The organism is Ectothiorhodospiraceae bacterium 2226 (assembly GCA_013348725.1).
GTDB lineage: Bacteria > Pseudomonadota > Gammaproteobacteria.
In genome coordinates, this window is the sequence record CP054689.1 from 1,497,587 (window position 1) to 1,520,801 (window position 23,215).

The 23,215-nt window shown below is 68.2% G+C and carries 23 protein-coding genes; 9 read left to right on the forward strand and 14 right to left on the reverse strand.

Features of this window, described 5'->3' with window-relative positions:
* Window positions 1-95 precede the first annotated feature (95 nt).
* From HUS23_07210 to HUS23_07225, 4 genes are all read left to right on the forward strand, one after another.
* On the forward strand, window positions 96-1,004 hold the full coding sequence (locus tag HUS23_07210) for a MoxR family ATPase (GenBank protein ID QKT03613.1): 909 nt from the start codon (window positions 96-98) through the stop codon (window positions 1,002-1,004).
* Window positions 1,004-1,927 (forward strand): DUF58 domain-containing protein, encoded by a 924-nt coding sequence (locus HUS23_07215; protein QKT03614.1) that lies wholly within the window; start codon window positions 1,004-1,006, stop codon window positions 1,925-1,927. Before HUS23_07210 ends, HUS23_07215 begins: the two co-directional genes overlap by 1 nt.
* On the forward strand, window positions 1,924-3,885 hold the full coding sequence (locus tag HUS23_07220) for a DUF3488 domain-containing transglutaminase family protein (GenBank protein ID QKT03615.1): 1,962 nt from the start codon (window positions 1,924-1,926) through the stop codon (window positions 3,883-3,885). The genes HUS23_07215 and HUS23_07220 overlap by 4 nt, the downstream gene beginning before the upstream one ends.
* Before the next feature lie 109 nt (window positions 3,886-3,994).
* On the forward strand, window positions 3,995-4,408 hold the full coding sequence (locus HUS23_07225) for a hypothetical protein (protein ID QKT03616.1): 414 nt from the start codon (window positions 3,995-3,997) through the stop codon (window positions 4,406-4,408).
* A gap of 99 nt (window positions 4,409-4,507) precedes the next feature.
* Here HUS23_07225 and HUS23_07230 read toward each other — a convergent pair whose 3' ends face one another.
* The 3 genes from HUS23_07230 to HUS23_07240 form a co-directional block, all read right to left on the reverse strand.
* Entirely contained in the window at window positions 4,508-4,660 is a 153-nt protein-coding gene (locus HUS23_07230; protein QKT03617.1) for an entericidin A/B family lipoprotein, read from the reverse strand.
* A 54-nt stretch (window positions 4,661-4,714) separates the two neighbouring features.
* Window positions 4,715-4,873 carry a DUF3309 domain-containing protein gene (locus HUS23_07235; protein ID QKT03618.1) on the reverse strand — a complete coding sequence of 53 codons (159 nt, stop codon included), beginning with the start codon at window positions 4,871-4,873 and terminating at the stop codon, window positions 4,715-4,717.
* Window positions 4,874-4,986: 113 nt separating this feature from the next.
* A complete protein-coding gene (locus HUS23_07240; protein ID QKT03619.1) occupies window positions 4,987-6,468 on the reverse strand; it encodes a YdiU family protein in 1,482 nt (493 codons plus the stop codon).
* A 192-nt stretch (window positions 6,469-6,660) separates the two neighbouring features.
* On the opposite strand from HUS23_07240, the gene HUS23_07245 reads away from it, so the two are divergent.
* Entirely contained in the window at window positions 6,661-6,912 is a 252-nt protein-coding gene (locus HUS23_07245) for a DUF4242 domain-containing protein (GenBank protein QKT03620.1), read from the forward strand.
* Window positions 6,913-6,984: 72 nt separating this feature from the next.
* Here HUS23_07245 and mnmE read toward each other — a convergent pair whose 3' ends face one another.
* The 5 genes from mnmE to rpmH are packed head-to-tail and all read right to left on the reverse strand — an operon-like array spanning window position 6,985 to window position 10,718.
* Window positions 6,985-8,343 (reverse strand): tRNA uridine-5-carboxymethylaminomethyl(34) synthesis GTPase MnmE, encoded by a 1,359-nt coding sequence (gene mnmE, locus HUS23_07250; protein ID QKT03621.1) that lies wholly within the window; start codon window positions 8,341-8,343, stop codon window positions 6,985-6,987.
* A gap of 11 nt (window positions 8,344-8,354) precedes the next feature.
* Window positions 8,355-9,995, reverse strand: a complete 1,641-nt coding sequence (gene yidC / locus HUS23_07255; protein ID QKT03622.1) for a membrane protein insertase YidC — start codon at window positions 9,993-9,995, stop codon at window positions 8,355-8,357.
* The gene (gene yidD, locus HUS23_07260; GenBank protein QKT03623.1) at window positions 9,995-10,216 is read right to left on the reverse strand and encodes a membrane protein insertion efficiency factor YidD; all 222 of its coding nucleotides are present in this window, start codon (window positions 10,214-10,216) and stop codon (window positions 9,995-9,997) included. The genes yidC and yidD overlap by 1 nt, the downstream gene beginning before the upstream one ends.
* Window positions 10,201-10,566, reverse strand: a complete 366-nt coding sequence (gene rnpA / locus HUS23_07265; GenBank protein ID QKT03624.1) for a ribonuclease P protein component — start codon at window positions 10,564-10,566, stop codon at window positions 10,201-10,203. The genes yidD and rnpA overlap by 16 nt, the downstream gene beginning before the upstream one ends.
* Before the next feature lie 17 nt (window positions 10,567-10,583).
* Complete coding sequence (gene rpmH, locus HUS23_07270) at window positions 10,584-10,718, reverse strand: 50S ribosomal protein L34 (GenBank protein ID QKT03625.1); 135 nt, start codon at window positions 10,716-10,718, stop codon at window positions 10,584-10,586.
* Window positions 10,719-10,916: 198 nt separating this feature from the next.
* Between rpmH and dnaA the strand changes: the two genes are divergently transcribed.
* The 4 genes from dnaA (at window position 10,917) to gyrB (ending at window position 17,218) form a co-directional block, all read left to right on the forward strand.
* The gene (dnaA, locus tag HUS23_07275) at window positions 10,917-12,353 is read left to right on the forward strand and encodes a chromosomal replication initiator protein DnaA (protein QKT05006.1); all 1,437 of its coding nucleotides are present in this window, start codon (window positions 10,917-10,919) and stop codon (window positions 12,351-12,353) included.
* 212 nt (window positions 12,354-12,565) lie between these two features.
* Window positions 12,566-13,666 (forward strand): DNA polymerase III subunit beta, encoded by a 1,101-nt coding sequence (gene dnaN / locus HUS23_07280; protein QKT03626.1) that lies wholly within the window; start codon window positions 12,566-12,568, stop codon window positions 13,664-13,666.
* Between the two features lie 38 nt (window positions 13,667-13,704).
* On the forward strand, window positions 13,705-14,778 hold the full coding sequence (recF, locus tag HUS23_07285) for a DNA replication/repair protein RecF (protein QKT03627.1): 1,074 nt from the start codon (window positions 13,705-13,707) through the stop codon (window positions 14,776-14,778).
* 25 nt (window positions 14,779-14,803) lie between these two features.
* Window positions 14,804-17,218: a DNA topoisomerase (ATP-hydrolyzing) subunit B gene (gyrB, locus tag HUS23_07290; GenBank protein ID QKT03628.1), complete on the forward strand. Its 2,415-nt coding sequence runs from the start codon at window positions 14,804-14,806 to the stop codon at window positions 17,216-17,218.
* Between the two features lie 81 nt (window positions 17,219-17,299).
* On the opposite strand, the gene HUS23_07295 is transcribed toward gyrB, so the two are convergent.
* The 6 genes from HUS23_07295 to glyQ all read right to left on the reverse strand — a co-directional run bounded on the left by HUS23_07295 (window position 17,300) and on the right by glyQ (window position 23,110).
* Window positions 17,300-18,307 (reverse strand): class 1 fructose-bisphosphatase, encoded by a 1,008-nt coding sequence (locus HUS23_07295; protein QKT03629.1) that lies wholly within the window; start codon window positions 18,305-18,307, stop codon window positions 17,300-17,302.
* 142 nt (window positions 18,308-18,449) lie between these two features.
* Window positions 18,450-19,172, reverse strand: a complete 723-nt coding sequence (locus HUS23_07300; GenBank protein ID QKT05007.1) for a 1-acyl-sn-glycerol-3-phosphate acyltransferase — start codon at window positions 19,170-19,172, stop codon at window positions 18,450-18,452.
* A 26-nt stretch (window positions 19,173-19,198) separates the two neighbouring features.
* Entirely contained in the window at window positions 19,199-19,747 is a 549-nt protein-coding gene (gmhB, locus tag HUS23_07305) for a D-glycero-beta-D-manno-heptose 1,7-bisphosphate 7-phosphatase (protein ID QKT03630.1), read from the reverse strand.
* Window positions 19,747-20,085: a nucleoside triphosphate pyrophosphohydrolase family protein gene (locus tag HUS23_07310; GenBank protein QKT03631.1), complete on the reverse strand. Its 339-nt coding sequence runs from the start codon at window positions 20,083-20,085 to the stop codon at window positions 19,747-19,749. The genes gmhB and HUS23_07310 overlap by 1 nt, the downstream gene beginning before the upstream one ends.
* A gap of 11 nt (window positions 20,086-20,096) precedes the next feature.
* On the reverse strand, window positions 20,097-22,169 hold the full coding sequence (locus HUS23_07315; protein ID QKT03632.1) for a glycine--tRNA ligase subunit beta: 2,073 nt from the start codon (window positions 22,167-22,169) through the stop codon (window positions 20,097-20,099).
* Window positions 22,166-23,110 (reverse strand): glycine--tRNA ligase subunit alpha, encoded by a 945-nt coding sequence (gene glyQ, locus HUS23_07320; GenBank protein QKT03633.1) that lies wholly within the window; start codon window positions 23,108-23,110, stop codon window positions 22,166-22,168. The genes HUS23_07315 and glyQ overlap by 4 nt, the downstream gene beginning before the upstream one ends.
* Window positions 23,111-23,215 lie beyond the last annotated feature (105 nt).

Below are 23,215 nucleotides of genomic sequence, written 5' to 3' on the forward strand. Positions count from 1 at the left end.
TTGCGCCGCCGCTGAGCCGGGCATGCGAAAACAAAAATTGTACGACTGCGGGGCGCTGGCTGGCCAGCGGCACCGCCCAGGGGAGCGGAAATCGAATGAAATCGCAACTGGATCAGGTGGTCGCCCAGGCGGCGCGCGTCATACTTGGGAAGGAGCGCCCGATTCGCTTGGCCTTGGCCTGCCTGCTGGCACGCGGTCATCTGCTCATCGAAGACCAACCGGGGGTTGGCAAGACCACCCTCGCGCAGGCGCTGGCGCTGTCCCTGGGTCTGGATTTCAAGCGCGTGCAGTTCACCAGCGACCTGCTGCCGGCCGATATCCTCGGCCTCACGGTGTACGACGCCAAAGAGGGCTTTTCGTTTCGCCCGGGCCCGGTGTTTGCGCAGGTGCTGCTGGCCGACGAGATCAACCGCGCGACGCCCAAGACCCAGAGCGCGCTGCTGGAGGCGATGGCCGAGGGGCAGGTCTCGATCGAAGGCCAGACCCACGCGCTGCCCGAGCCGTTCTTCGTCATTGCCACCCAGAACCCCGTCTGCCAAATCGGCACCTTCCCCTTGCCCGAGTCGCAGCTCGACCGCTTCCTGATGCGCCTCGAGCTGGGCTATCCGGACCGCGCCGCCGAGCGCGCGCTGCTGCAAGGGATGGACCGGCGCGTGTTGCTCAAGGACTTGCAGCCGGTGCTCACGCCGCGCGAGTTGCTGGTCGCGCAACGGGAGGCCGCCACCGTGCATGCCAGCGATGCGGTGCTGGACTACGTGCAGGGCCTGCTCGAGTTCTCGCGCGAGTCGCAGCGTTTCAGCTGCGGGCTGTCGCCGCGCGCCGGTCTCGCGCTGCTCGCCTGCGCGCGCGCTTGGGCCTTCATGGCGGGGCGCGATTACGTGCTGCCCGAGGACGTGCAGGCCGTGTTGCCCGGCGCGGCCGGCCATCGTCTGCAGCTGCTCGAAGGCGGCGGTGCCGGCAGCGAGGAGGTGATGGCCGAACTTGCCCACGTGCCGGTGACTTGATGGCGCGCCATCCCGAAGGCGGCATCGTCGTCACCCATCGCAGCAAGCCCCCGGCCGGTACCCGCGCCGCGCGCCTGTATGCGCTGCCGACCCGCGCCGGGGCGCTGTTCACCGCGCTCGCGCTGGCGACCCTGATCGGCGCGGTCAACTACGACAACAACCTCGGTTATATGCTCGCCTTCCTCCTGGTCGGCATGGGCTTGGTTTCCCTGGTGCACGCCTACCGCAATCTGTCGGGCCTGCAGGTGGGCGAGGCCAGCGCCCTGCCGGTGTTCGCGGGCGAGCACGCACGCTTTTCCCTGCCGCTCGACAACCGCGGCGGCCGCGCCCGCTACGGCGTGGAGGTGCGCGCGCACCGCGCCTCCGCGCCCATCGCGGTGGATGTGCCGGCCGACGGCATGGTGTGGGTGCAACTGGACGTGCCGGCGCCCGAGCGCGGACGGCTCGCGCCCGGTCGCATCACCCTGGCGACGCGCTTTCCGCTCGGCATCTGGCGCTGCCTGGTGCGGCTGCGCCCGCTCGGCTCGGGCGTGGTCTACCCCAAGCCCGCGGCACAGGCGGCGCCGGCCGCCGATAGCGGCGGTCGGCCACGCCTCGGCGGCGACGACTTCCAGGGCTTTCGCGCCTACCGCCCGGGGGATCCGCTGCGTGCGGTGCACTGGAAGGGCTTGGCGGCCGGGCGGGGCCTGCTCACGCGCGAGGCCGTGGAGCCCGAGGCGCAGGTGTTGTGGCTGGAACTCGAACGCGAGCCGGCGGACCTGGAGGCACGCCTGTCCGAACTGACCGCGGCGGTGCTGGCCGCACATCGCGCGGGTCGGCCGTTCGGCCTGCGCCTGCCGGACCAGTGCATCGAGCCGGGCGCGGGGGATGATCACCGCGCCCGCTGTCTGCGGGCGTTGGCGCTGTACGGACGCGACGAATGAACGGCGCTCGGCGCGGGGAACCGCCGGTTCGCGCCGACGCCCCGCTGGTGCTCGTGGCGCTGGCGGTGGTGTTGGTCCCGCACGCGGTCCACATCCCGCTGTGGCTGAGCGCCGGCGCGCTCGTGTTGTTCCTGTGGCGGGTGGCGATCAGCCGCGGGCGGGCGAAGGTGCCGCCGCGCTGGCTGCGGTTGACCCTGACCGCGGCGGCGGTGCTCGCCGTGCTGATGAGCTACGACACCTTGTTCGGCAAGGCCGCGGGCACCGCCTTGCTGGTTGCGATGATCAGCCTCAAGCTGCTGGAACTGGAGGGGCGGCGCGACGCGCTGGTGGCCCTCCTGCTCGGCTACTTCCTGCTTGCCGCGCTATACCTGCACACCCAGTCCTTTCTTATTTCGCTGTATACCATCCCGGCGGTGGTCGCGCTTACCGCAGCGGTGATCGGGCTGCATCATCACAGCGACGGTGGGCCGGCCACGCGCCAGCAGGTGCGCCTGGCCGGCTCTCTGGCGCTGCAGGCGGTGCCCATCATGGTGGTGCTGTTCGTGCTGTTTCCCCGCCCACCGCAACCCTTGATGGGCCTGGGCGGGGAGGGGGCGTTGACGGGGCTGTCCGACACCATGAGCCCCGGCGACATCAGCCGGCTGTACGAGTCGCAGGCCGTGGTGTTTCGTGCCGAGTTTGCGGGCCCGCCGCCGCCCGAAGAGGAGCGCTACTTCCGCGCGTTGGTGCTGGGGGGAACGGACGGGCGCCAGTGGCACCGCCTGCCGGTGCAGCAGGCGGAGGCGCCGCCACTGGAGCCGGCGGGCGAGGCGCTGCACTACGAGCTCGTGCTCGAACCCCACAGCGGGCGCTGGCTCCCGGCGCTGGAGATGGCGGCATCCGTGCCCGCGGGCGCGCGCATGTCCTCCAGCCACGAGCTGCTGGCCGAAGAGCCGCTGCGCCGGCGCACCGCGCTGAGCCTCACCGCCTGGCCGCGTTGGCAGGGACAAGAACTGAGCGCCGGTGAGCGTGCGCTGTATCTGCAGCTCCCCGGCTGGGCGCATCCGCGCGCCCAGGCGCTGGCCGACGCGTGGCGCGCGCAGCACGCCGACGACAGCGCGCGCGTGCGGGCGGCGCTGGAATGGTTCCGGGAGCAGCCCTTCTTCTACACCCACGTACCGCCGCTGTTGCCCAACGATCCGGTGGACGAGTTCCTGTTCGAGACCCAGAGCGGCTTCTGCGAGCACTATGCCGGCGCCTTCGTGGCCTTGATGCGCGCCGCCGGCGTGCCGGCGCGGGTGGTTACCGGCTACCTCGGCGGCGAATACAACCCAGTGGGGGATTATCTGGTCGTGCGCCAATCGCATGCCCACGCCTGGGCCGAGGTGTGGCTGGACGGACGCGGTTGGACCCGCGTGGATCCTACCCACGCGGTTGCACCCGAGCGGGTGGACACGAGTTCGCGACGCTCGGCGCTGCTCAGCGACGCTGGCGTGCTGGAGCAGGCGCCGGGCTGGCTCGGCGCGGCGCTGCGTCAGGCGCGCCATGCCCGCGATACGGTGAATCACCGCTGGAACCGCTGGGTGCTGGGCTACACCGCCCAGCGTCAGGCGCGCGTACTGGACGCGCTCGGGCTCGACGGGCTCAGTCGACGCGCCATGGCGGGGGTGATCGGCGGCATCGTGGTGGTACTGCTGCTCGGCGTTGCGCTGTGGCTGGCGGTGCGCGAGCCGCCGGTGGGGGATCCGGCCAGCCGGCTGTATGGCCGCTTCACGCGCAAACTGGCGCGCCGGGGCCTTGTGCGGGCCCCGGGCGAAGCCCCGCTCACCTACGCCCAACGCGTGGGCGCGGCGCGGCCGGATCTCGCGCGCCACACGATGTTGATCACGCGGTTGTACTGCAAGCTGCGCTACACCCCGCGCCCCCCGCGCAACGGGCTCTTGCGCCTGGCGCACCACGTCACCCGCTTTCGTGCCTGAGGCTCTGCTAGGCTTCGCTTGAGGAAGGGGCGCCCAGCCCGTATTTCACCACGATCGCCCTACTTCCCGGCTACAAGCGGTTTCAGCAGGCGGTTAGAAGGAGGCCAACATGCTCGCACGGACGCCGGCATACATCGTCGCGGCGCTGCTTGGCGCGGCGAGCCTCGCGGCTTGCGGGCTAGGCGGCCGGGCCTACGACCCGCCCCCGGAGGATGCCGCGGCGGTGGTGAACATGACGCACGGTTTCGGTTTCGATCCGGAGGAGGTGGTGGTACCGCGCGGTGCCACGGTCGAGTGGCGCAACCGCTCGTTTTTCACCCATACCGTGACCGCGGACCCCGCGCGGGTAAAGGACCCCGTCCATGCGCAATTGCCTGCCGGGGCCGAGCCGTTTCACTCCGGGCGGCTGCGGGCGGGCAGTGTTTTCCGACACACCTTCGAGGTCCCCGGCACGTACGAGTACGTGTGCCTCCCCCACGAGGGGCGTGGCATGCGCGGACGGGTGCGGGTGCTCGAGGAGTGAGACGGCAGCGGGAAGTGCGCCGAGGGGCAAGTGGTTTTGGGGGAACGAAAGGGATGCGCCGGTCAGCGACAGGCTGTCGAGGACCGGCGCACAGACCTCTTACTGCATCCTTTCACGGCCTTCCTGAGCGCCTTCCTGCACGGCCTCGCCGCCGCGCTCGACGTCCTCGCCCGCGCCTTCCATGGTGTTGCAGCCTGCGATGCCGCCCACCATACCCAGCACCATAAGTACCGCCAGCAGTCGCTTGATCATGAGTCCTCTCCTTGTGAGTTGCTTCCTAATAAGCTCTTGGGAAGATGTCGCGCATCAAATGCGTCCGGCGAGCAACAGGACGATCACGAGGACTAGCAGTACACCGAGAATCCCGCTGGGGCCGTAGCCCCATGCCCTGCTGTGCGGCCAAGCCGGTATGGCGCCCAACAACAGCAGGATCAACACCAGCAACAGTATGGTTCCCAGGTCCACACGGCCTCCGTTCCGAGCGGAGCATCTACCTGCTAAGAAGCGTAGCCGAAAATCTCGCGCTGTCAGCGCGTTGGGAATCGCCCCAATGTAGGGGAACGGCGACAGCGCGGGGCTCAGGACGAGCAGCTCACCTGGAGATTTTGCGCCCAATCGGGCGCCGGCGCGTCGTAATGGGCCGCCTCGGGCTGCTCGTCGTAGGGCCGGGCCAAGACCCGCATCAAGTTGTCGATTTCACGGTAATCGCCCCGCTCGGCCTGCTCGATGGCGCGTTGCGCGAGGTAGTTGCGCAGCACATAGCGCGGGTTGGCCGCCCGCATGGCGACGCCCCGCGCGGCGTCGTTGCGCGCCGCGGCCCTCAGGCGTGCCCGCCAGTCGGCGACCCAGCGGTCGAGCGCTTCGCGGTCGATGAACTGATCGCGCAGCGCAGGCGGTACCGGCCCCTCACACGCTACGCCCGCCAAGGCACGGAACACGCGCGTGTAATCGGCGCGGCTGGCGCGCATGAGCTGGAGCAGGGTCTCGCGCAAGGCGGTGACGGCCGGGTCGGCGCCGTGCTCGCTGTCGAAACCGAGCTTGCGCGCCATCAGCGCCCCGTAGTGCGCCTGGTATTGGGGGTCGAAGGCATCGAGCGCGGCCTTCGCCGCATCGAACTCCATCAGCGGCAGCATCGCCTGGGCCAGGCAACTGAGGTTGAACAGGGCGATCTGCGGCTGGCGCTCGAAGGCGTAGCGGCCGTGATGATCGGAGTGGTTGCAGATGTAGCCCGGGTCGTAGACCTCCATGAACCCGAACGGGCCGTAGTCGAGCGTCAGCCCCAGGATGGACATGTTGTCGGTGTTCATCACGCCGTGCGCAAAACCCACCGCCTGCCACTGGGCGATGAGGCGGGCGGTACGCCCGACCACGGTCTCGAACAAGCGCTGGTAACGCGCGGGATCGCCGGGCTCGATCTCAGGGTAGTGGTGCGCGAGCACGAAGTCGGCGAGGGTACGGGTGTGGTCGTGCTGCTCGCGGTAATAGAACACCTCGAACGAGCCGAAACGCACGTGCGTGGGCGCGAGGCGGGTCACCATGGCGCCGGTTTCGACGCGCTCGCGCACCACGGGTTCGTCCGCGCCGATCAGGCACAGGGCGCGGGTGGTGGGAATGCCCAGTGCGTGCATGGCCTCGCTGCACAGGTACTCGCGAATGCTCGAGCGCAGCACCGCCCGCCCGTCGCCGCCGCGGGAGTAGGGGGTGGGGCCGCTGCCCTTGAGCTGGATCTCCCACCGCTCGCCGGCCTCGTTGCGCACCTCGCCGAGCAGCAGGGCGCGGCCGTCGCCGAGTTGCGGGACGTACACCCCGAACTGGTGGCCGGCGTAGAGCGCGGCGCGCGGTGCCATCCCCGGCAAGGCCTGCGCGCCGCTGAACACCGTCGGAAGCTGCGGGTCGGCCGCCACGGCGGGGTCCAGGTCGAGCAGCGCGGCAGCGGCGGGGTTGAAATGCAGCACCCGGGGCGGCGCCGTAAACGGCGTCGGCGCGACGGGCGTTGAAAAGGGTTCGCCGAGCGCGGCGTAGGCGTTGGTGTAGCGCAGTGAGGCCAAATGGGGTGACATGGCGATCCGTACATGGCGGCGGCGGCGGGCAGTGTCGTCCACGCCAAGCGGCGATGACGAGCGCCCTGGGCCCGAGAAAACTAAGCTTATCGGAAAAGCCGGCGCCGCGTCTCTCACTGCCGCGGGCGCTTAGGTCACCCGGAATTGGGTCGGGATCCGATCACGCGGTAGCAGCAGGAGGAGGGAGCCGATATGCCGTACTACATGGACATTCACCGTGGGGTGGCGGGGCTAACCCCGGAGGCGGTGGCGGCGGCGCATGCGCGCGACGTGGAGGTGCAGGCGAAGCACGGCGTGCAGTATCTGAAGTACTGGTATGACGCAGACTCCGGGACGGTGTTTTGTCTGTCGGAGGCACCGAGCCGCGAGGCCGCCGAGGCGGTGCATAAGGAATCGCATGGCCTGGTGGCGCAGGAGATCTTCGAGGTGAAGGAGGGGCACTGAAGGCGCGCCAAGCCCCGCTTGTGCAAGCGTAGAAGGCGCGCGATGCCCCACGACGGCGCGCGGCGGCGGCACCTACTTGCCGATACAAAAGCGGCCGAAGATCTCCCCAAGCAGTTCGTCGCTGGTGTAGAGGCCGGTGATGCATTGCAGGGCAAGCTGGGCGAGGCGCAGGTTTTCGGCCACCAGTTCCACGCCCGCGCCCTCGTCTAACGAGCGCCGCGCCACGCCGATGTGCGCACTCGCCGCGGTCAGCGCCGAGAGGTGGCGCCGCCGGGCCATGAACGCCCCGTCGCCGGCGCCTGCATCGATGCCGGCGGCCTGCTTGAGCGCCGCACGCAGCAAGTCGATGCCCGCCCCCGTGCGCGCCGAGAGCCACACCTCGGTGCCGAGTTCGCCTCGGCCGGTGCGCGGCGACCGGCCGCTCAAGTCGATCTTGTTGTACACCACCGTCAGCGGCGGGCGCTCGGGCACCAGGTCGAGCAAGGCCTGCTCGGGCGCGCCGGCGCCCAGGCTGTCGTCGACCACCAGCACCATATGATCGGCGTGGGCGACCTCGGCCTGCGCGCGCCGTACTCCTTCCTGCTCGACGGCATCGTGGGTGACCCGTAGGCCGGCCGTGTCGAGGATGCGCAGCGGAATGCCATCGAGGTGGATGTGCTCGCGCAGCACGTCGCGCGTGGTGCCGGGCACGTCGGTGACGATCGCGGCGTCGAAGCCGGCGAGGGCGTTCAGCAAGCTGGATTTGCCGGCGTTCGGGCGGCCGGCGATGACCACCGTGAGGCCCTCGCGCAGCAGCGAGCCGACGCGCGCCGCGCCTTGCACCGCGTCGAGCTGCGCGGCGAGGGCCGTCAGCCGCTCGGCGACCTGTCCCTCGGCGAGGATGTCCACCTCCTCATCGGGGAAGTCGATGGCCGCCTCGAGGTAGGCGCGCAGTTCGATCAAGGCGTCGACCAGGGCCTGAATGCGCGCCGAGAACTCCCCCTGCAAGGAACGCTGCGCGCCGCGCGCGGCCTGCTCGGTGGCGCTGTCGATGAGGTCGGCCACCGCCTCGGCCTGGGCGAGGTCCAGGCGCCCATTCAGGAACGCGCGCTCGGTGAACTCTCCCGGGCGCGCGAGGCGCGCGCCGAGGTCCACGCAGCGCGCGACGATGAGATCCAGCACCACGGGCGCGCCGTGGCCCTGCAGTTCGACCACCGCTTCGCCGGTGTAGGAATGGGGGGCGGGGAAGTACAGCACGAGACCGTCGTCGAGCACCGCGCCGGCGGCATCGCGAAATGCGCGGTGGGCCGCATACCGCGGCCGGGGCAGCTCACCCACGAGGCTGGCGGCGATGGCCGCCGCGGCTGGACCGGATAAGCGCACGATGCCCACGCCCCCGCGGCCGGGGGGCGTGGCGATCGCGACGATGGTGTCAGTGCCGGCCGGGTCCATGGCCGTTCGGCTTATGCCTTGACCACGTGCCGCGTGACGTACCACTGCTGCGCGATAGAGATTGTGTTGTTGACCACCCAGTACAGCACCAGGCCCGCCGGGAAGAAGGCGAAAAAGACGGTGAACACGATGGGCAGGATCATCAACACCTTGGCCTGGATCGGGTCGAGCGGCGCCGGGTTCAGCTTCTGCTGCACCAGCATGGTCAGCCCCATCAGGATGGGCAGCACGTAGAACGGATCGCGCGCCGAGAGGTCGTTGATCCACAGGACGAAGTCGGCCTGGCGCAACTCCACGCTCTCGAGCAGCACCCAGTACAGCGCGATGAACACCGGGATCTGGATCAGGATCGGCAGGCAGCCCGCCAGCGGATTGATCTTCTCCGTCTTGTACAGGTCCATCATGGCCTGGTTGAGCTTCTGGCGGTCGTCGCCGAAGCGCTCCTTGAGGGCCAACAGGCGCGGATGCACCCGACGCATCTTGGCCATGGAGCGGTAGCTGATGGCGGAGGGCTTGTAGAACAGCAGCTTGATCATCACCGTCAGGATGACGATGGCCCAGCCCCAGTTACCCACCAGGTTGTAGATCTTCTCCAGCAGCCAGAACAGCGGATTGGACAGCAGGGTGAGAAAGCCGTAGTCCACCGTCAGCTCGAGGTGCGGCGCGGCCTCGCGCAGCTGATCCTGCAGCTTGGGGCCGACGAACAGCTCGGAGTGGAAGTTGTGTTCCCCGCCCGGCTCGACCACCGCCTCGGGGCTCACCATGCCGATCACATAGCGCGCCCCGTTCAGGGTGCGGGTGTAGAAGTGGTTGCGCTGCTCCTGCTCGGGGATCCAGGCGCCCAGGAAGTAGTGCTGGATCATCGCGGTCCAGCCGCCCTGGGTGGTCAGGCTGAGGTCGTCGCGCATGTCGGAGAAGCTGATCTTCTCGTAACGGCGCTCGGCGGTGGAGATCACCCCGCCCGAGTAGGTGTAGATGAACCAGGGCGTATCCTCGCCCACCTGCTCGGTACGCTGCAGCTGGCGATAGAAGTGCCCGCGCCAGGGCTCGGCGCCGGCGTTCTCGACGCGCACGTCCACGTCCACCAGATAGCTGCCGCGGCGGAAGGTGTAGGTCTTGGTGACCGCCACGCCGTCGCCCTCCCAGCGCAGGGGCACCTGCAGGGTGTCGGCGCCTTGCGCGAGCGTGTACTGGCTTTGCTCCGCCTGGAACTGGGCGTAGTGGTCCGGCGCGGTTACGCCCTCGGCGCCGGGCAGCAACCCGTTCTGGGCGACGAACAGCCAGTATCCGGTGTCGTTCATCAGACGGTACGGGTTGTCCGGCTCGCGCGGCGACACCGGATACTCCAGCAGCAACACCTCGCGGATATCGCCACCCACCGTGTCGATGGTGAGGTCGTACACGTCGGTCCGCACGCGGACGCGCTCGGCGCGCGGCAGCGCCCCGCGCGCGGCGACGGTGGGCACGGTGTCCTGATCGGGAGCCGCCTCGGCGCGCGGCCGCTCGGGCACATCGCCGGCGGCGGGCGGACCGGCCTCTTCGGTGGGCACGGGCTGCGGCGCGGTGGCGCGCTGCTCGTCGTACCAGGCCTGCCAAATCAGCAGCAGGATGAAGGTGAGCGCGATGAACAGCAGGACACGTTGGATATCCATCAGTGTTTCTTCTCCGGCACCGGGTCGTAACCCGCGCCTCCCCAGGGGTGACACCGGCCCAGGCGCCGCACGGTCAGCCACAGGCCGCGCAAGGCGCCGTGCTCGCGCAAAGCCTGCTCGGCATAACAGGAACAGGTGGGATGAAAGCGGCAGGTCTGCGGCAGAAACGGGCTGATCGCGTAGCGATAGCCCCACACCAGCCAGATCAGGATCTTTTGCATCGTTCCGCTACGTCCGCCCAGAGCCGCGCGAACGCGGCGCGCAAGAGGGAGTTGTCGGCCTGCTCCGCCGAGGCCCGCGCGCTGACCACCACGTCCCAGCCGACCAGTTCGGCCTGGTGATGGCGAAAGCTCTCGCGCGCCAAGCGCTTGATTCGATTGCGGGCGACCGCGTGTTTGAGCTGGCGTTTGGAAACCGCCAGGCCGAGGCGGGCGCGGTCGAGCCCGTTGGGGCGCGCCAGCACGGTGAGGCCATCGCGCGAGCGCCGACAGGGCGCTTCGAAAACCCGCCGATACTCCGCGGGGTTAAGTAAGCGCCGGCACCGGCCGAAGCCAGCGCCACCCGTGGGCATGCCCCGTGTTACTGCGATCAGGCGCTGAGGCGGGCGCGGCCCTTGGCGCGACGCGCCTTGAGGACCAGTCGGCCGCCGCGGGTCTTCATCCGCGCACGGAAGCCGTGGACACGCTTGCGCTTGAGGACGCTGGGCTGGAAAGTTCTTTTCATGGCTGAAGTTCCACTTGAGCTTGGGGATACGGCCACGCACCCGTCGAGCAGGCGTGCCGTCAAAAGTGCGTAAAAGTACTTGCTCAGGGCCTGCCCTGTCAACCGAAAGCGGGCGAACGGGGATGTGGATAACTCGCGCGCACGGGTATAGACTGATCGCCCTGCCGCGCCTCGGGCGCGCACCGGTCGCCGCGGGCGATCAACACTGGTTCACCTGCACGGCGAGGACGCGTTTTGGGCACAGTCTGGCAGCAGTGTCTGCGGCGCCTAGAAGACGAACTTCCGGCGCAACAGTTCAACACCTGGATCCGGCCCCTGCAGGTGGTGGAGGAACGCGAGCAGCTGCGCTTGCTGGCCCCCAATCAATTCGTGCTGGACTGGGTGAGTCAGCGCTTTCTGCAGCAGATCTGCGAGTTCGTGGGCCAGTACTGCGACGGGCAAGCACCGAAGGTGCGCCTCGAGATCGGCAGTGCCCCGGTCAGCGCGCGCCCCAGCACCTCCCGCCCCAGCACCTCCCGCCCCAGTGCCTCGCCAAGCGCTCAGCACAGTGCCGCCCGCGCGCCGGCCGCCAACGGTCGCGCGCGCGCGGAGCCCGCGGAGTGTCATCCCGCCCAACGCGGCAACGCCCTGAACCCGCAAGCCACGTTCGACAACTTCGTGGAGGGCAAGTCCAACCAGCTCGCGCGGGCGGCGGCCATGCAGGTGGCCGAGAATCCAGGCGGCGCGTACAACCCGCTGTTCATCTACGGCGGGGTGGGCCTCGGCAAGACCCACCTGATGCTCGCGGTCGGTAACCTCATGCTGCAGCACAAACCGGGCGCCAACGTGCTGTATCTGCATTCGGAGCGCTTCGTCGCGGACATGGTGAAGGCGCTGCAGCACAATGCCATCAACGAATTCAAGCGCCGCTATCGCAGCGTGGACGCGCTGCTGATCGACGACATTCAGTTCTTCGCCGGCAAGGAGCGCTCCCAGGAGGAGTTTTTCCACACCTTCAACGCACTGCTCGAAGGCCAGCAGCAGGTGATCCTGACGTGCGATCGCTTCCCCAAGGAGGTCAACGGGCTGGAAGAACGGCTCAAGTCGCGCTTCGGCTGGGGCCTCACCGTGGCGATCGATCCGCCCGAGCTTGAGACGCGCGTGGCGATCTTGAAGAGTAAGGCCGCCCACACGGGGGTGGTGCTGCCGGACGAGGTGGCGTTTTTCGTCGCCAAGCGCATCCGCTCCAACGTGCGCGAGCTGGAGGGGGCGCTGCGCCGCGTGGTCGCGAATGCGAACTTCACCGGCCGCCCGATCACGGTCGACTTCGCCAAGGAGGCGCTGCGCGATCTGCTGGCGCTACAGGACAAGTTGGTCACCATCGAGAACATCCAGAAGACGGTCGCGGAGTATTACAAGCTGCGCGTGAGCGACCTCTTGTCGCAACGGCGTAGCCGCTCCATTGCCCGCCCGCGGCAGGTGGCGATGTCCTTGGCGAAGGAACTGACCAACCACAGCCTGCCCGAGATCGGCAATGCCTTCGGGCGCGATCACACCACCGTGATGCATGCCTGCAAGAAGGTGGAGGAATTACGCCGCTCCGATGCCCGCATGGCGGAGGATCTGTCCAACCTGTTGAGGACCCTGACGACATGATGTGGGCAGCCTGTGGATAAAATTGAGCCGCGCCAAAACGCCAGTTCGGCGCACAGTTTATCCACAGGTGCTACGGGACTTGTGCACGGGGTTTAGATGATGGGTAATAGATTGATATACAAGGGATTAAATAGGTTATCCCGGGCAGGACGGCCCAGTAATAATCACAAGCGGCTTTATATATAAACCGACTAATTAAAACGGGTGTGCACATGAAGTTGACCATACAACGAGAAGCCCTACTCAAGCCTCTGCAGGTCGTCACGGGCGTGGTGGAGCGGCGCCAGACGTTGCCTATCCTCTCGAACGTGCTGATGCGGGTGACGGAGAGTGAGCTGGCCCTGACCGGTACGGACCTCGAAGTGGAAATCATCACGCGCACACCGCTCGAGGGCGCCAACGGGGGCGAGACCACGCTCGCGGCACGCAAGTTCGTCGACATCTGTCGCGCGCTGCCCGAGGGGGCGGAGGTCGAGATCAACGTCGAGGGCGATCGCGCGTTGATTCGTTCGGGGCGCAGCCGCTATACGCTTACCACCTTGCCGGCGCAGGAGTTCCCGTCGCTGGACGAACTCAAGATGCCGACGCGCATTGTGCTACCGCAGCGCGAGCTGAAGTCGCTCATTGAGAAAACGCACTTCTCCATGGCACAGCAAGACGTGCGCTATTACCTGAACGGGCTATTGCTGGAGTTCAGTCGAGAGCGGCTGCGGGCGGTCGCCACGGACGGTCATCGCTTGGCCCTCGCGGACGCGGCGCTTTCGGTGGACGTGGCCGAGCCGCGGCAGATCATCGTTCCCCGCAAGGGCGTGTTGGAGTTGGTGCGGTTGCTGGGCGATACCGACGAGCCGGCGCAGTTGGAGCTCGCCAGCAATCATCTGCGGGTGACGGTGGGGCCGATCACCTTTACCTCGAAGCTGGTGGACGGGCGCTTCCCCGACTACAACCGCGTGGTGCCCCAAGGCGGCGACAAGATCGTGCTGGGCGACCGCAGCACGCTGATCGCGGGCTTGGGGCGGGCCTCGGTCTTGTCGAACGAGAAGTTCCGCGGCGTGCGCCTGCAATTGGGGAACGACGCCTTGCGGGCGCTGGTGCACAACCCCGAACAAGAAGAGGCCGAGGACGAGATGCCGGTGAGCTACGACGGCGAAGGCTTTGAGGTAGGGTTTAACGTGCAATACTTGCTCGATGCCTTGGCCGCGGTGCGTAGCGATCAGGTCCGCTTGGTGATGTCCGACGCCAACAGCAGTTGTTTGATCCAAGGCGACGGTGACGAAAGCAGCAAGTACGTCATCATGCCGATGCGCCTGTAGGCGCGGATCGCCTTCCCTCCTCTGCTCGGGGCGCGCGCATGACCTTGCAACGCTTGGTCGTGCGCGACGTGCGTAATCTGGCGCACGTCGAGCTGCGCCCGGGGTCGGGGCTCAATCTCATCGTCGGTCACAATGCCAGCGGCAAGACCAGCCTGCTTGAGGCGGTGCATTTGCTCGGGCTCGGGCGCTCGTTCCGCACCACGCAGCTGCGCGCGATCATTCGGTACGGGCAGGCGACACTCACCGTGTTCGGGGAGGTCGCGGAGCCGACCGGTGGGCTCACAACGCTCGGCATAGAAAAGTCCCTCGAGAACACCCGCATCAAGGTGCAAGGCGCCGTGGCGGCTAGCGCGGCTGCGCTCGCCGAGCGCCTGCCGGTGGTCGTACTCGATCCCCATAGCCATGCCCTACTCGAGCAAGGGCCGAGGTTGCGGCGCCAGTTTCTCGATTGGGGTGCGTTCCACGTGGAACATGGATTTCTCGAGCACTGGCAGCGCTACCAGCGCGCGCTGCGCCAACGGAACGCCGCGCTGCGTACGGGGCGCATGCGCGAGGCGGCGGCGTGGGAGCCGGAGCTTGCGCAGAGCGGGGAGGCCGTGGCGGCCGCACGCGCCCATTACGCCGAGGCGGCCGCGCGCACGATTGAGCGCACCGCGTCGGAACTGGCCGGTTTGGATGAGCTGGTGTTCAGCTACCAGCGCGGCTGGGCCAGTGAGCGGGCCCTGCTGAGTAGTCTTGAGCAGGGGCGCGAGGGCGACCGCGAGCTTGGCCACACCCGGCAGGGGCCGCACCGCGCCGACCTCGTCATTCGCTGGGGCGGGCAGCCGGTCGCGCAGGCGCTCTCGCGCGGGCAGCAGAAGACCCTGGTGGCCGCGATGCGCTTGGCGCAGGTGCGGTTGCTGCATGAGCGCAGCGGGCCCCGGTGTGTGGTCCTCGCGGACGACCTCGCGGCCGAGCTCGACCCCGGGCATCGGCGGCAGGTGTTGGACGCCCTGCTCGCCAGCGGTGCCCAAGTGTTCGTAACCGCCACCGAGGTAGGCGTCATTCCCGTGCCTGACGCCGAGGTGCGGACGTTCCACGTGGAACACGGGCAATTCACGGAACTGGTATAATGGCCGCCTCGACAGGAGTCCCCTCATGAGTACGAACAGCTACGATTCCCGCAGTATTAAGGTGCTGAAAGGCCTAGATGCAGTGCGTAAGCGCCCGGGCATGTACATCGGCGACACGGACGACGGCACCGGCCTCCATCACATGGTGTTCGAGGTGGTCGACAACTCCATCGACGAGGCCCTCGCCGGCCACTGCAGCCGTATCGACGTCATCATCCATGCCGACAACTCGATTAGCGTGCGCGACGACGGACGTGGGATTCCGGTCGACTACCACGAGGAAGAGGGGCGCTCCGCCGCTGAGGTCATCATGACCGTGCTGCATGCCGGCGGGAAGTTCGACGACAACTCCTACAAGGTGTCCGGGGGGCTGCACGGGGTGGGTGTCTCGGTGGTAAACGCCCTGTCGGAGCACCTGAAGCTCACCATCCGCCGTGAGGGCAAGCTCTACGAGCAGCACTACCACATGGGTGTGCCCGCGGCGCCGCTGGAGGTGGTGGGCGACGCGAAGGATACCGGCACGGAGATCCACTTCAAGCCGAGCGCCGAGATCTTCGGCGATACCGAGTACCACTACGACATCCTCGCCAAGCGCCTGCGCGAGCTGTCGTTCTTGAATTCCGGGGTGCGCATCGCGCTGGCCGACGAGCGCGCCGATAAGCGCGACGTATTCGAGTATGTCGGCGGCATCCGCGCCTTCGTCGAACACCTCAACCGCAAGAAGACACCGCTGCATCCCAGCGTCTTCTATTGCCAGTCCGAGCGCGACGGCATCGTGGTCGAGGTGGCGCTGCAGTGGAATGACTCCTATCAGGAAAACATCTTCTGCTTCACCAACAACATCCCGCAGCGCGACGGCGGCACCCACCTCGCCGGATTCCGCAGCGCGCTGACGCGCACCTTGAACCAATACATCGAGCGCGAGGGCATCGCCAAGAAGGCCAAGGTGTCGCCGACCGGTGACGATTCCCGGGAGGGCCTGACCGCCGTCCTGTCGGTGAAGGTGCCGGATCCGAAGTTCTCCTCGCAGACCAAGGACAAGCTGGTCTCCTCGGACGTCAAACCGGTGGTGGAATCGGTGATGGCGGAGAAGCTCGGTGAGTTCCTGTTGGAGAACCCGCCGGACGCCCGCGCCATCGCCGGCAAGGTGGTGGACGCCGCGCGCGCCCGCGAGGCGGCGCGCAAGGCCCGCGAGATGACCCGGCGCAAGGGCGCCTTGGACCTCGCCGGGCTGCCCGGCAAGCTGGCCGACTGCCAGGAGCGCGATCCGAGCCAGTCGGAGCTGTTCCTGGTCGAGGGTGACTCGGCCGGCGGCTCCGCCAAGCAAGGTCGCGACCGGCGCACGCAGGCCATCCTGCCGCTGAAGGGAAAAATCCTGAACGTCGAGCGCGCGCGCTTCGACAAGATGCTGTCCTCGGCCGAGGTCGCGACGCTGATCACGGCGCTCGGTTGCAGCATCGGACGCGAGGAGTTCAACCCGGACAAGCTGCGCTACCACCGCATCATCATCATGACCGACGCGGACGTGGACGGCTCCCACATCCGCACCCTGCTGCTGACCTTCTTCTACCGGCAGATGCCCGAGCTGATCGAGCGCGGCCATGTCTACATCGCGCAGCCGCCGCTGTACAAGATCCGCCGCGGCAAGCAGGAGCATTACGTCAAGGACGACCTGCAGCTTAACGCCTACCTGCTGCAGAGCGCCCTGGAGGGCGCCCGCGTGCATGTCAACGCCGAGGCGCCGGCGATTACCGGCCCCGCACTGGAGAGCCTCGCCAACGACTACCTGGCGGTGATGGCGGGTATCAAGCGCCTGGCGCGCCGCTACAACGCCGCGCTGTTGGAGAAAATGGTCTACATGCCGCCGCTATCGCTGGAGGATTTCGGTAATCCGGCGGCCGCGGAGCGTTGGTTCGATGAATTGGTCGCACGTCTGAACGCCGATGCGGCCGGCACCGCGCGCTACAGCTTCGCGCTGGTGGAGGACGCCGAGTTGGAAGGCCACGCCGTGCAGGTCACGGTGACCCGCCACGGCGTCGACACCGACTACCTGCTGCATTCGGACTTCTTCGCCTCCGGCGAGTACCGCAACATGCAGACCCTGGGCCGCCAGCTCGAGGGGCTGATCGGCGAGGACGCCGCGGTCGCGCGCGGCGAGCGTTCGCGCCCGATCGTGAGCTTCAAGCAGGCCTTGGAGTGGTTGCTGGAGGAGGCCAAGCGCGGCCAACACATTCAGCGTTACAAAGGCCTGGGCGAGATGAATCCGGAACAGCTGTGGGAAACCACCATGAACGCCGAGACGCGGCGCTTGCTCCGCGTGCGCATCGACGACGCCATCGCGGCGGATGAGATCTTCACCACCCTGATGGGTGACCAGGTGGAGCCGCGTCGCGAATTCATCGAGCAAAACGCGCTGGCGGCGACCAATCTGGACGTATAATCAGATCAACTAATTGATATATAAAATAAAACGGGCGGCCTAGGCCGCCCGTTCCGTTTCTGCCCGCCGCCGCGGGGCGAATCAGTCTTCGCGGTGGTAGCCAACCACGCGCTCGACCTCGTTCTTGGAACCCAGGATCACCGGCACGCGCTGGTGCAGGCCCTTCGGCTGCATGTCCATGATGCGCTCACGCCCGGTGCTGCTGGCGCCGCCGGCCTGCTCCACGATGAACGACATCGGGTTGGCCTCGTACATCAGGCGCAGCTTGCCCTCCTTGGAGGGATCCTTGGTGTCCTTGGGGTACATGAAGATGCCGCCGCGGGTCAGGATGCGGTGCACCTCGGCCACCATGGAGGCCACCCAACGCATGTTGAAGTCCTTGCCGCGCGGACCGGTCTTGCCCGCCAGGCACTCCTCGACGTAGCGCTGCACCGGCGCCTCCCAGAAGCGCTGGTTGGACATGTTGATGGCGAACTCCGCCGTGTCCTCCGGGATCTGCATGTTGGGGTGGGTGAGCACGAACTCGCCGATATTCTGATCGAGGGTGAAGCCGTTCACGCCGCTGCCGGTGGTCAGCACCATCATGGTGGCCGGCCCGTACAGCGCGTAGCCGCCGCACACCTGCTTGGTGCCGGGCTGCAGGAAGTCCTCGGCGCTGGGGTTCTCCACGCCGTCCGGGCAGCGCAGGATGGAGAAGATGGTGCCCACCGACACGTTCAGGTCGATATTGGAGGACCCGTCCAGGGGATCGAACACCAGGAGGTATTTGCCCTTGGGATACTTGCCGGGGATCGAGTAGATGTCCTCCATCTCCTCCGACGCCATGGCGGCGGTGTGGCCGGCCCACTCGTTGGACTTCAGAAACACCTCGTTGGACAGCACGTCGAGCTTTTTCTGGGTCTCGCCCTGGACGTTCTCACTCTCGGCGCTACCCAGCACACCCATCAGATCGCCGTGGTTCACGTAGCTGGAGATGACCTTGCAGGCGGTGACGATGTCGTTGAGCAGCGCGGTAAAGTCGCCCGAGGCGCCCTTGACCCGCCGCTGCTCCTCCATGATGAACTGCGTAATGCTCTTGCCGTTGTGCATAGTGTCCTCGAGCTTGGTAAGGAAATCGGTGCCGCGCGCCTACGGCTGCGCAGGCTGAATAAACATATCACTATATCATGATTGACTAAGCCAGCCGCCCGGCGGGCTGCGCGGACTTGGGGGATGTGAACGGGTCAGCGGGTCAGAACTTGGCGAGCTCCGCCTCGGGCGCGGAGGCGCCGCCGCCGTCGGCCAGCACCGCCATGGTGTCCTCGATCCATGCCTCGGCGGCCGCGTTGACCTCCTGGGCGCTGCGCCCCGCCGTGGGGATCGGCGGGCCGATGCGCAGCTCGATGGTCCCCGGGCGTTTACGAAAGCCGTTTCGCGGCCAGAATTCGCCGGCATTGTGGGCCACCGGCACCACCGGGACCCCGCTGCGCGCCGCGAGCATGGCCCCGCCGATGCCGTAACGCCCGCGCGTCCCCGGTGCCACCCGCGTGCCCTCGGGAAACACCACCACCCAGATGCCCTGCTCGAGCCGCCGCCGCCCGCGCTCGATGATCTGGGCGAGGGCGCGCCGCCCGGCGCTGCGGTCGATGGCGATCGGGCGCAACAGCGCCAGACCCCAACCGAATACCGGGATCCACAACAGCGAACGCTTGAGCACCCAGGTCTGAGGTGGCAGCAAGAAGGGCAAGGCGATGGTCTCCCAGGCCGATTGATGCTTGGCCAGCACCACGGCGGGCTCCTGCGGTAAGTGTTCCATGCCCTGTACGCGGAAATTGACGCCGCACGTCACGCGCAACCACCACAGCGTGAAACGGCCCCAATTGGTGAGATAGCGGTAGCGCAGGCGATAGGGCAGGACGGCCGTGAGCAGCCCGGAGGTGCCGATCACCACCGCCATGAGGCTGATGCCCGCCATGAAGGCGAGCCCGCGCAACCAGGCGCTCACGCCGCGCTTGCCAGCAGCGCGTCGACCGCGGCGGCGAGGTCGTCGTAGACCGCCACCGCGGGGTCCACGCCGGCGGCCAGGGTGCGGGTGCCCTTGCCGGTGCGCACCAGGATGGGCTGGGCGCCCACCGCGCGTGCGGCCTCCAGATCCCGGGCCGAATCCCCGATGGCGGGGACCCCCGTGAGCGGCATGCGTAACCGCGCCCCCACCTCCTCCAGCAGCCCGGGGCGCGGTTTGCGGCAGCGGCAGCCGGCGTGCGGGCCGTGCGGACAATACAGCAGCGCATCGATGCCCCCGCCGTGCTGGGCCAGCAGGCGGATGAGCTTCTGGTGCATGGCGTGCAGGTCGTCCAGGCTGAACAGCCCGCGCGCCAAGCCGGACTGGTTGGTGCACACCGCGATGCGGTAGCCGGCGCGGCGCAGCCGCGCCATGGCCTCCAGGCTGCCGGGCAAGGGCACGAACTCGTCCGCGCTCTTGATGTAGGCGTCGGAGTCGTAATTGATCACGCCGTCGCGGTCGAGGATGATCAGCCGCTGAGCTTCCATCAGGCGTCCCGGAACTCCGAGACCCGAATGCGCCCGTTGATCATGCGCGACTCGCGCGTGGCGAGCTTGTCCATCTTGCGCCAGAAGGCCTCGTCCAACTTGAAGCCGGCCGAGATGGCGGTGCCGAGCACCAGTATGAACAAGTCGGCCACTTCCTCCGCGAGTGCCTCGGGCGCCTTGCCCTTGGTCACGCAGGCGGCGATCTCGCCGAGCTCCTCCGCCATGAGGGCGACGCGGTAGGTCATGTCCTCGCCCCCGGTGTTTTTGAAGTCGTGCTTGTCGTGAAAGGCCTGCACCGCGGCCATCATGGCGCTGAAGCTGTCGTCGCGTTCGGCCATCGTGGGTCTCCTCAGCTTTGCAGGCGCGCGATGTCGGCCACGCGCAGGAACAGGCCCTGCAGGCGCGCGAGCAGCGCCAGGCGGTTGCGCTTCAAGTCCGCGTCCTCGGCCATCACCATCACCTGGTCGAAGAAGGTGTCCACCGGCGCGCGCAGCCCGGCCAAGGCGCGCAGCGCGGCCTCGTAATCGCGTGCCGCCAGCCGCGGCTCGACCTCGGCGGCCATGCGCTCCACCGCGTCGGCGAGGGCGCGTTCGGCCGGCTCCACCAGGCGCGCGGCGTCCAGCTGCTCGGGCCGTTCGCCTGCTTGGCGCAGGATGTTGGCGCAGCGCTTGTTGGCTGCCGCCAGCGCTTCGGCCTCCGGCAAGGCGCGGAACGCCGTGACGGCGCGCACGCGCGCGTCGAAGTCCGCCGGCTGCGCCGGGCGCAAGGCGTGCACGGCGTCGAACACGTCCGCGGTGACGCCCGCCTCGGCGTAGTAACCGCGCAGCCGCTCCAGCATGAAGTCGTACACCGCCTCGACCGGCGCGCGCTCCAGCGCGTCGCCGAAGGCCGCCACCGCCGCGTCCAACAGCGCGGGCACGTCCAGCGCCGCGAGGCGTTGTTCGATGGCGATGCGCAGCACGCCGAGCGCGGCGCGGCGCAGCGCGTAGGGGTCCTTGTCGCCGGTGGGCGCCTCGCCGACCCCGAAGATGCCGACCAGGCTGTCGAGCTTGTCGGCGATGCTCACCGCCTGGCCGACCGGATCCTGGGGCAGCGCATCGCCCGCGTAGCGCGGCATGTACTGCTCGTCGAGCGCCTGGGCCACGCCCTCGGGCTCGCCCGCGGCCATCGCGTAATAACGCCCCATGATGCCCTGCAGCTCGGGGAACTCGCCGACCATGTGGGTCAGCAGGTCGCACTTGGACAACAGCCCGGCCCGCTCGGCCTCGGCCGGTTCGGCGCCGATCTGCTCCGCGACCCGCCGCGCCAGCGCGGCGACGCGCGTGCTCTTGTCGTACAGGGAACCGAGGCGCTTGTGGAACACCACGGCCTTGAGCGGCTCGAGCTGCGCCTCCAGCGGCTGCGCGCGGTCCTGCGCCCAGAAGAACGCGGCGTCCGCCAGGCGCGGGCGGATCACGCGCTCGTTGCCGTGGCGCACCGCGTCGGGCTGCCGACTCTCGATGTTGGCCACCGCGATGAAGTGCGGCAGCAGCCGGCCCGCGCCGTCCACCACATGGAAATACTTCTGGTGCCCGCGCATCGACGAGACCAGCGCCTCGGCCGGGACCTCGAGGAAGCGCTTATCGAAGCTGCCCGCGAGCGCGACCGGCCACTCGACCATGCCGGTGACCTCGTCGAGCAGGTCCTCACCGATCACCGCCTCCCCGCCCAACGACTGCGCCGCGGCCAACACTTGGCGGCGCACACGCTCGCGCCGTTCGGCAAAGCTCGCCACCACCCGCCCGCGCTCCTCCAGCACCGCGGCGTAGTCGCCGGGGCGCGCGAGTTCGATCGGCTCGGGGGCGTGAAAACGGTGGCCGCGCGTGGTGCGTCCGGCAGGCAGGCCGAGCACCTCGGCGTCCAGCACCTCATCGCCGAACAGCAGCACCAGCCAATGGGCAGGCCGCACGAACTCGGCGGTGGAGCTGCCCCAGCGCATGCGCTTGGGAATCGGCAGCGCGGCGAGCGCCTCGCCAACCAGCGCCGGCACCAACTCGCCCGCCGCCTTGCCGGGCTCCACGCCACGGTACACCAGCCAAGCGCCCTGCTCGTTCTCCAGCCGCTCCAGGGCCTCCACCGCCACCCCGCAGGAGCCGGCGAAGCCCTGCGCGGCGCGGGTGGGCTTGCCCTCGGCGTCGAAGGCGGCCCGCAGCGCCGGGCCGCGCCGTTCGAAGGGGCGGTCGGGCTGCAGGGTCTCCAGCCCCGCGATCAGGACCGCCAGTCGGCGCGGGGTCTCGTAGTGGGTCAGCGCCTCGAAGCCGAGTTGGGCGCGCTCGAGCCCGTCGCGCAGGCCCTGCGCGAAGGCCTCGCCGAGGCGTTTGAGCGCCTTGGGGGGCAGCTCCTCGGTACCGAGTTCGATCAACAGGTCGCGGGGCGCGCTCATGCCGTGGCCTCCCCTTGCGCGAGCATCGGAAAGCCGAGCGCCTCCCGGCGCGCGTAATAGGCCTCGGCCACGGCGCGCGCCAAGGCGCGCACGCGGCCGATGTAGCGCGCGCGCTCCGTGACGGAGATGGCGCGGCGCGCGTCCAGCAGGTTGAAGGTATGGGAGGCCTTGAGCACCATCTCGTAAGCGGGCAACGGCAGCCCGGCGGCGATCAGGTCCTGGCTGGCCCGCTCGCAGCTGTCGAACCACGCGAACATGGTCTGCGTGTCGGCGTGCTCGAAGTTGTAGGCGGACATCTCGACCTCGTTCTGATGGAACACGTCGCGGTAGGTGATGCGCCCCAACGGGCCATCGGCCCACACCAGGTCGAACAGGCTCTCCACGCCCTGCAGGTACATCGCGATGCGTTCCAAGCCGTAGGTGATCTCGCCGGTGACCGGCCGGCAATCGAGCCCGCCCACCTGCTGGAAGTAGGTGAACTGGGTCACCTCCATGCCGTTCAACCACACCTCCCAACCGAGGCCCCAGGCGCCCAGGGTGGGCGATTCCCAGTCGTCCTCAACGAAGCGGATGTCGTGCACCAGCGGGTCGATGCCGAGTGCGCGCAGCGAGCCGAGGTAGAGCTCCTGGATGTCGTCCGGCGACGGTTTGATCACCACCTGAAACTGGTAATAATGTTGAAGACGGTTGGGATTCTCCCCGTAGCGCCCATCGGTGGGGCGCCGCGAGGGCTGAACGTAGGCCGCCGCCCAGGGCTCGGGGCCGATGGCGCGCAAAAAGGTGGCAGGGTGGAAGGTGCCCGCACCGACCTCCATGTCGTACGGCTGCAGCAATACGCAGCCACGCGCCGCCCAATAGTTCTGCAGCGCAAGGATGAGGTCTTGGAAGGTGCGCGGGGCGCCGCCCTCAAGTCCTGCCGCGGATTGCCGATTTTCAGTCAAGAAGTAGCCCTTTCGTGCCCGGTCGTGGAGGTCGAGAAAAGGCAGGCATTATAGCCTTGGCGGCCACGGCTGATAAGGCGGCGGTCTGCGCGCCGGAAGAAGTTG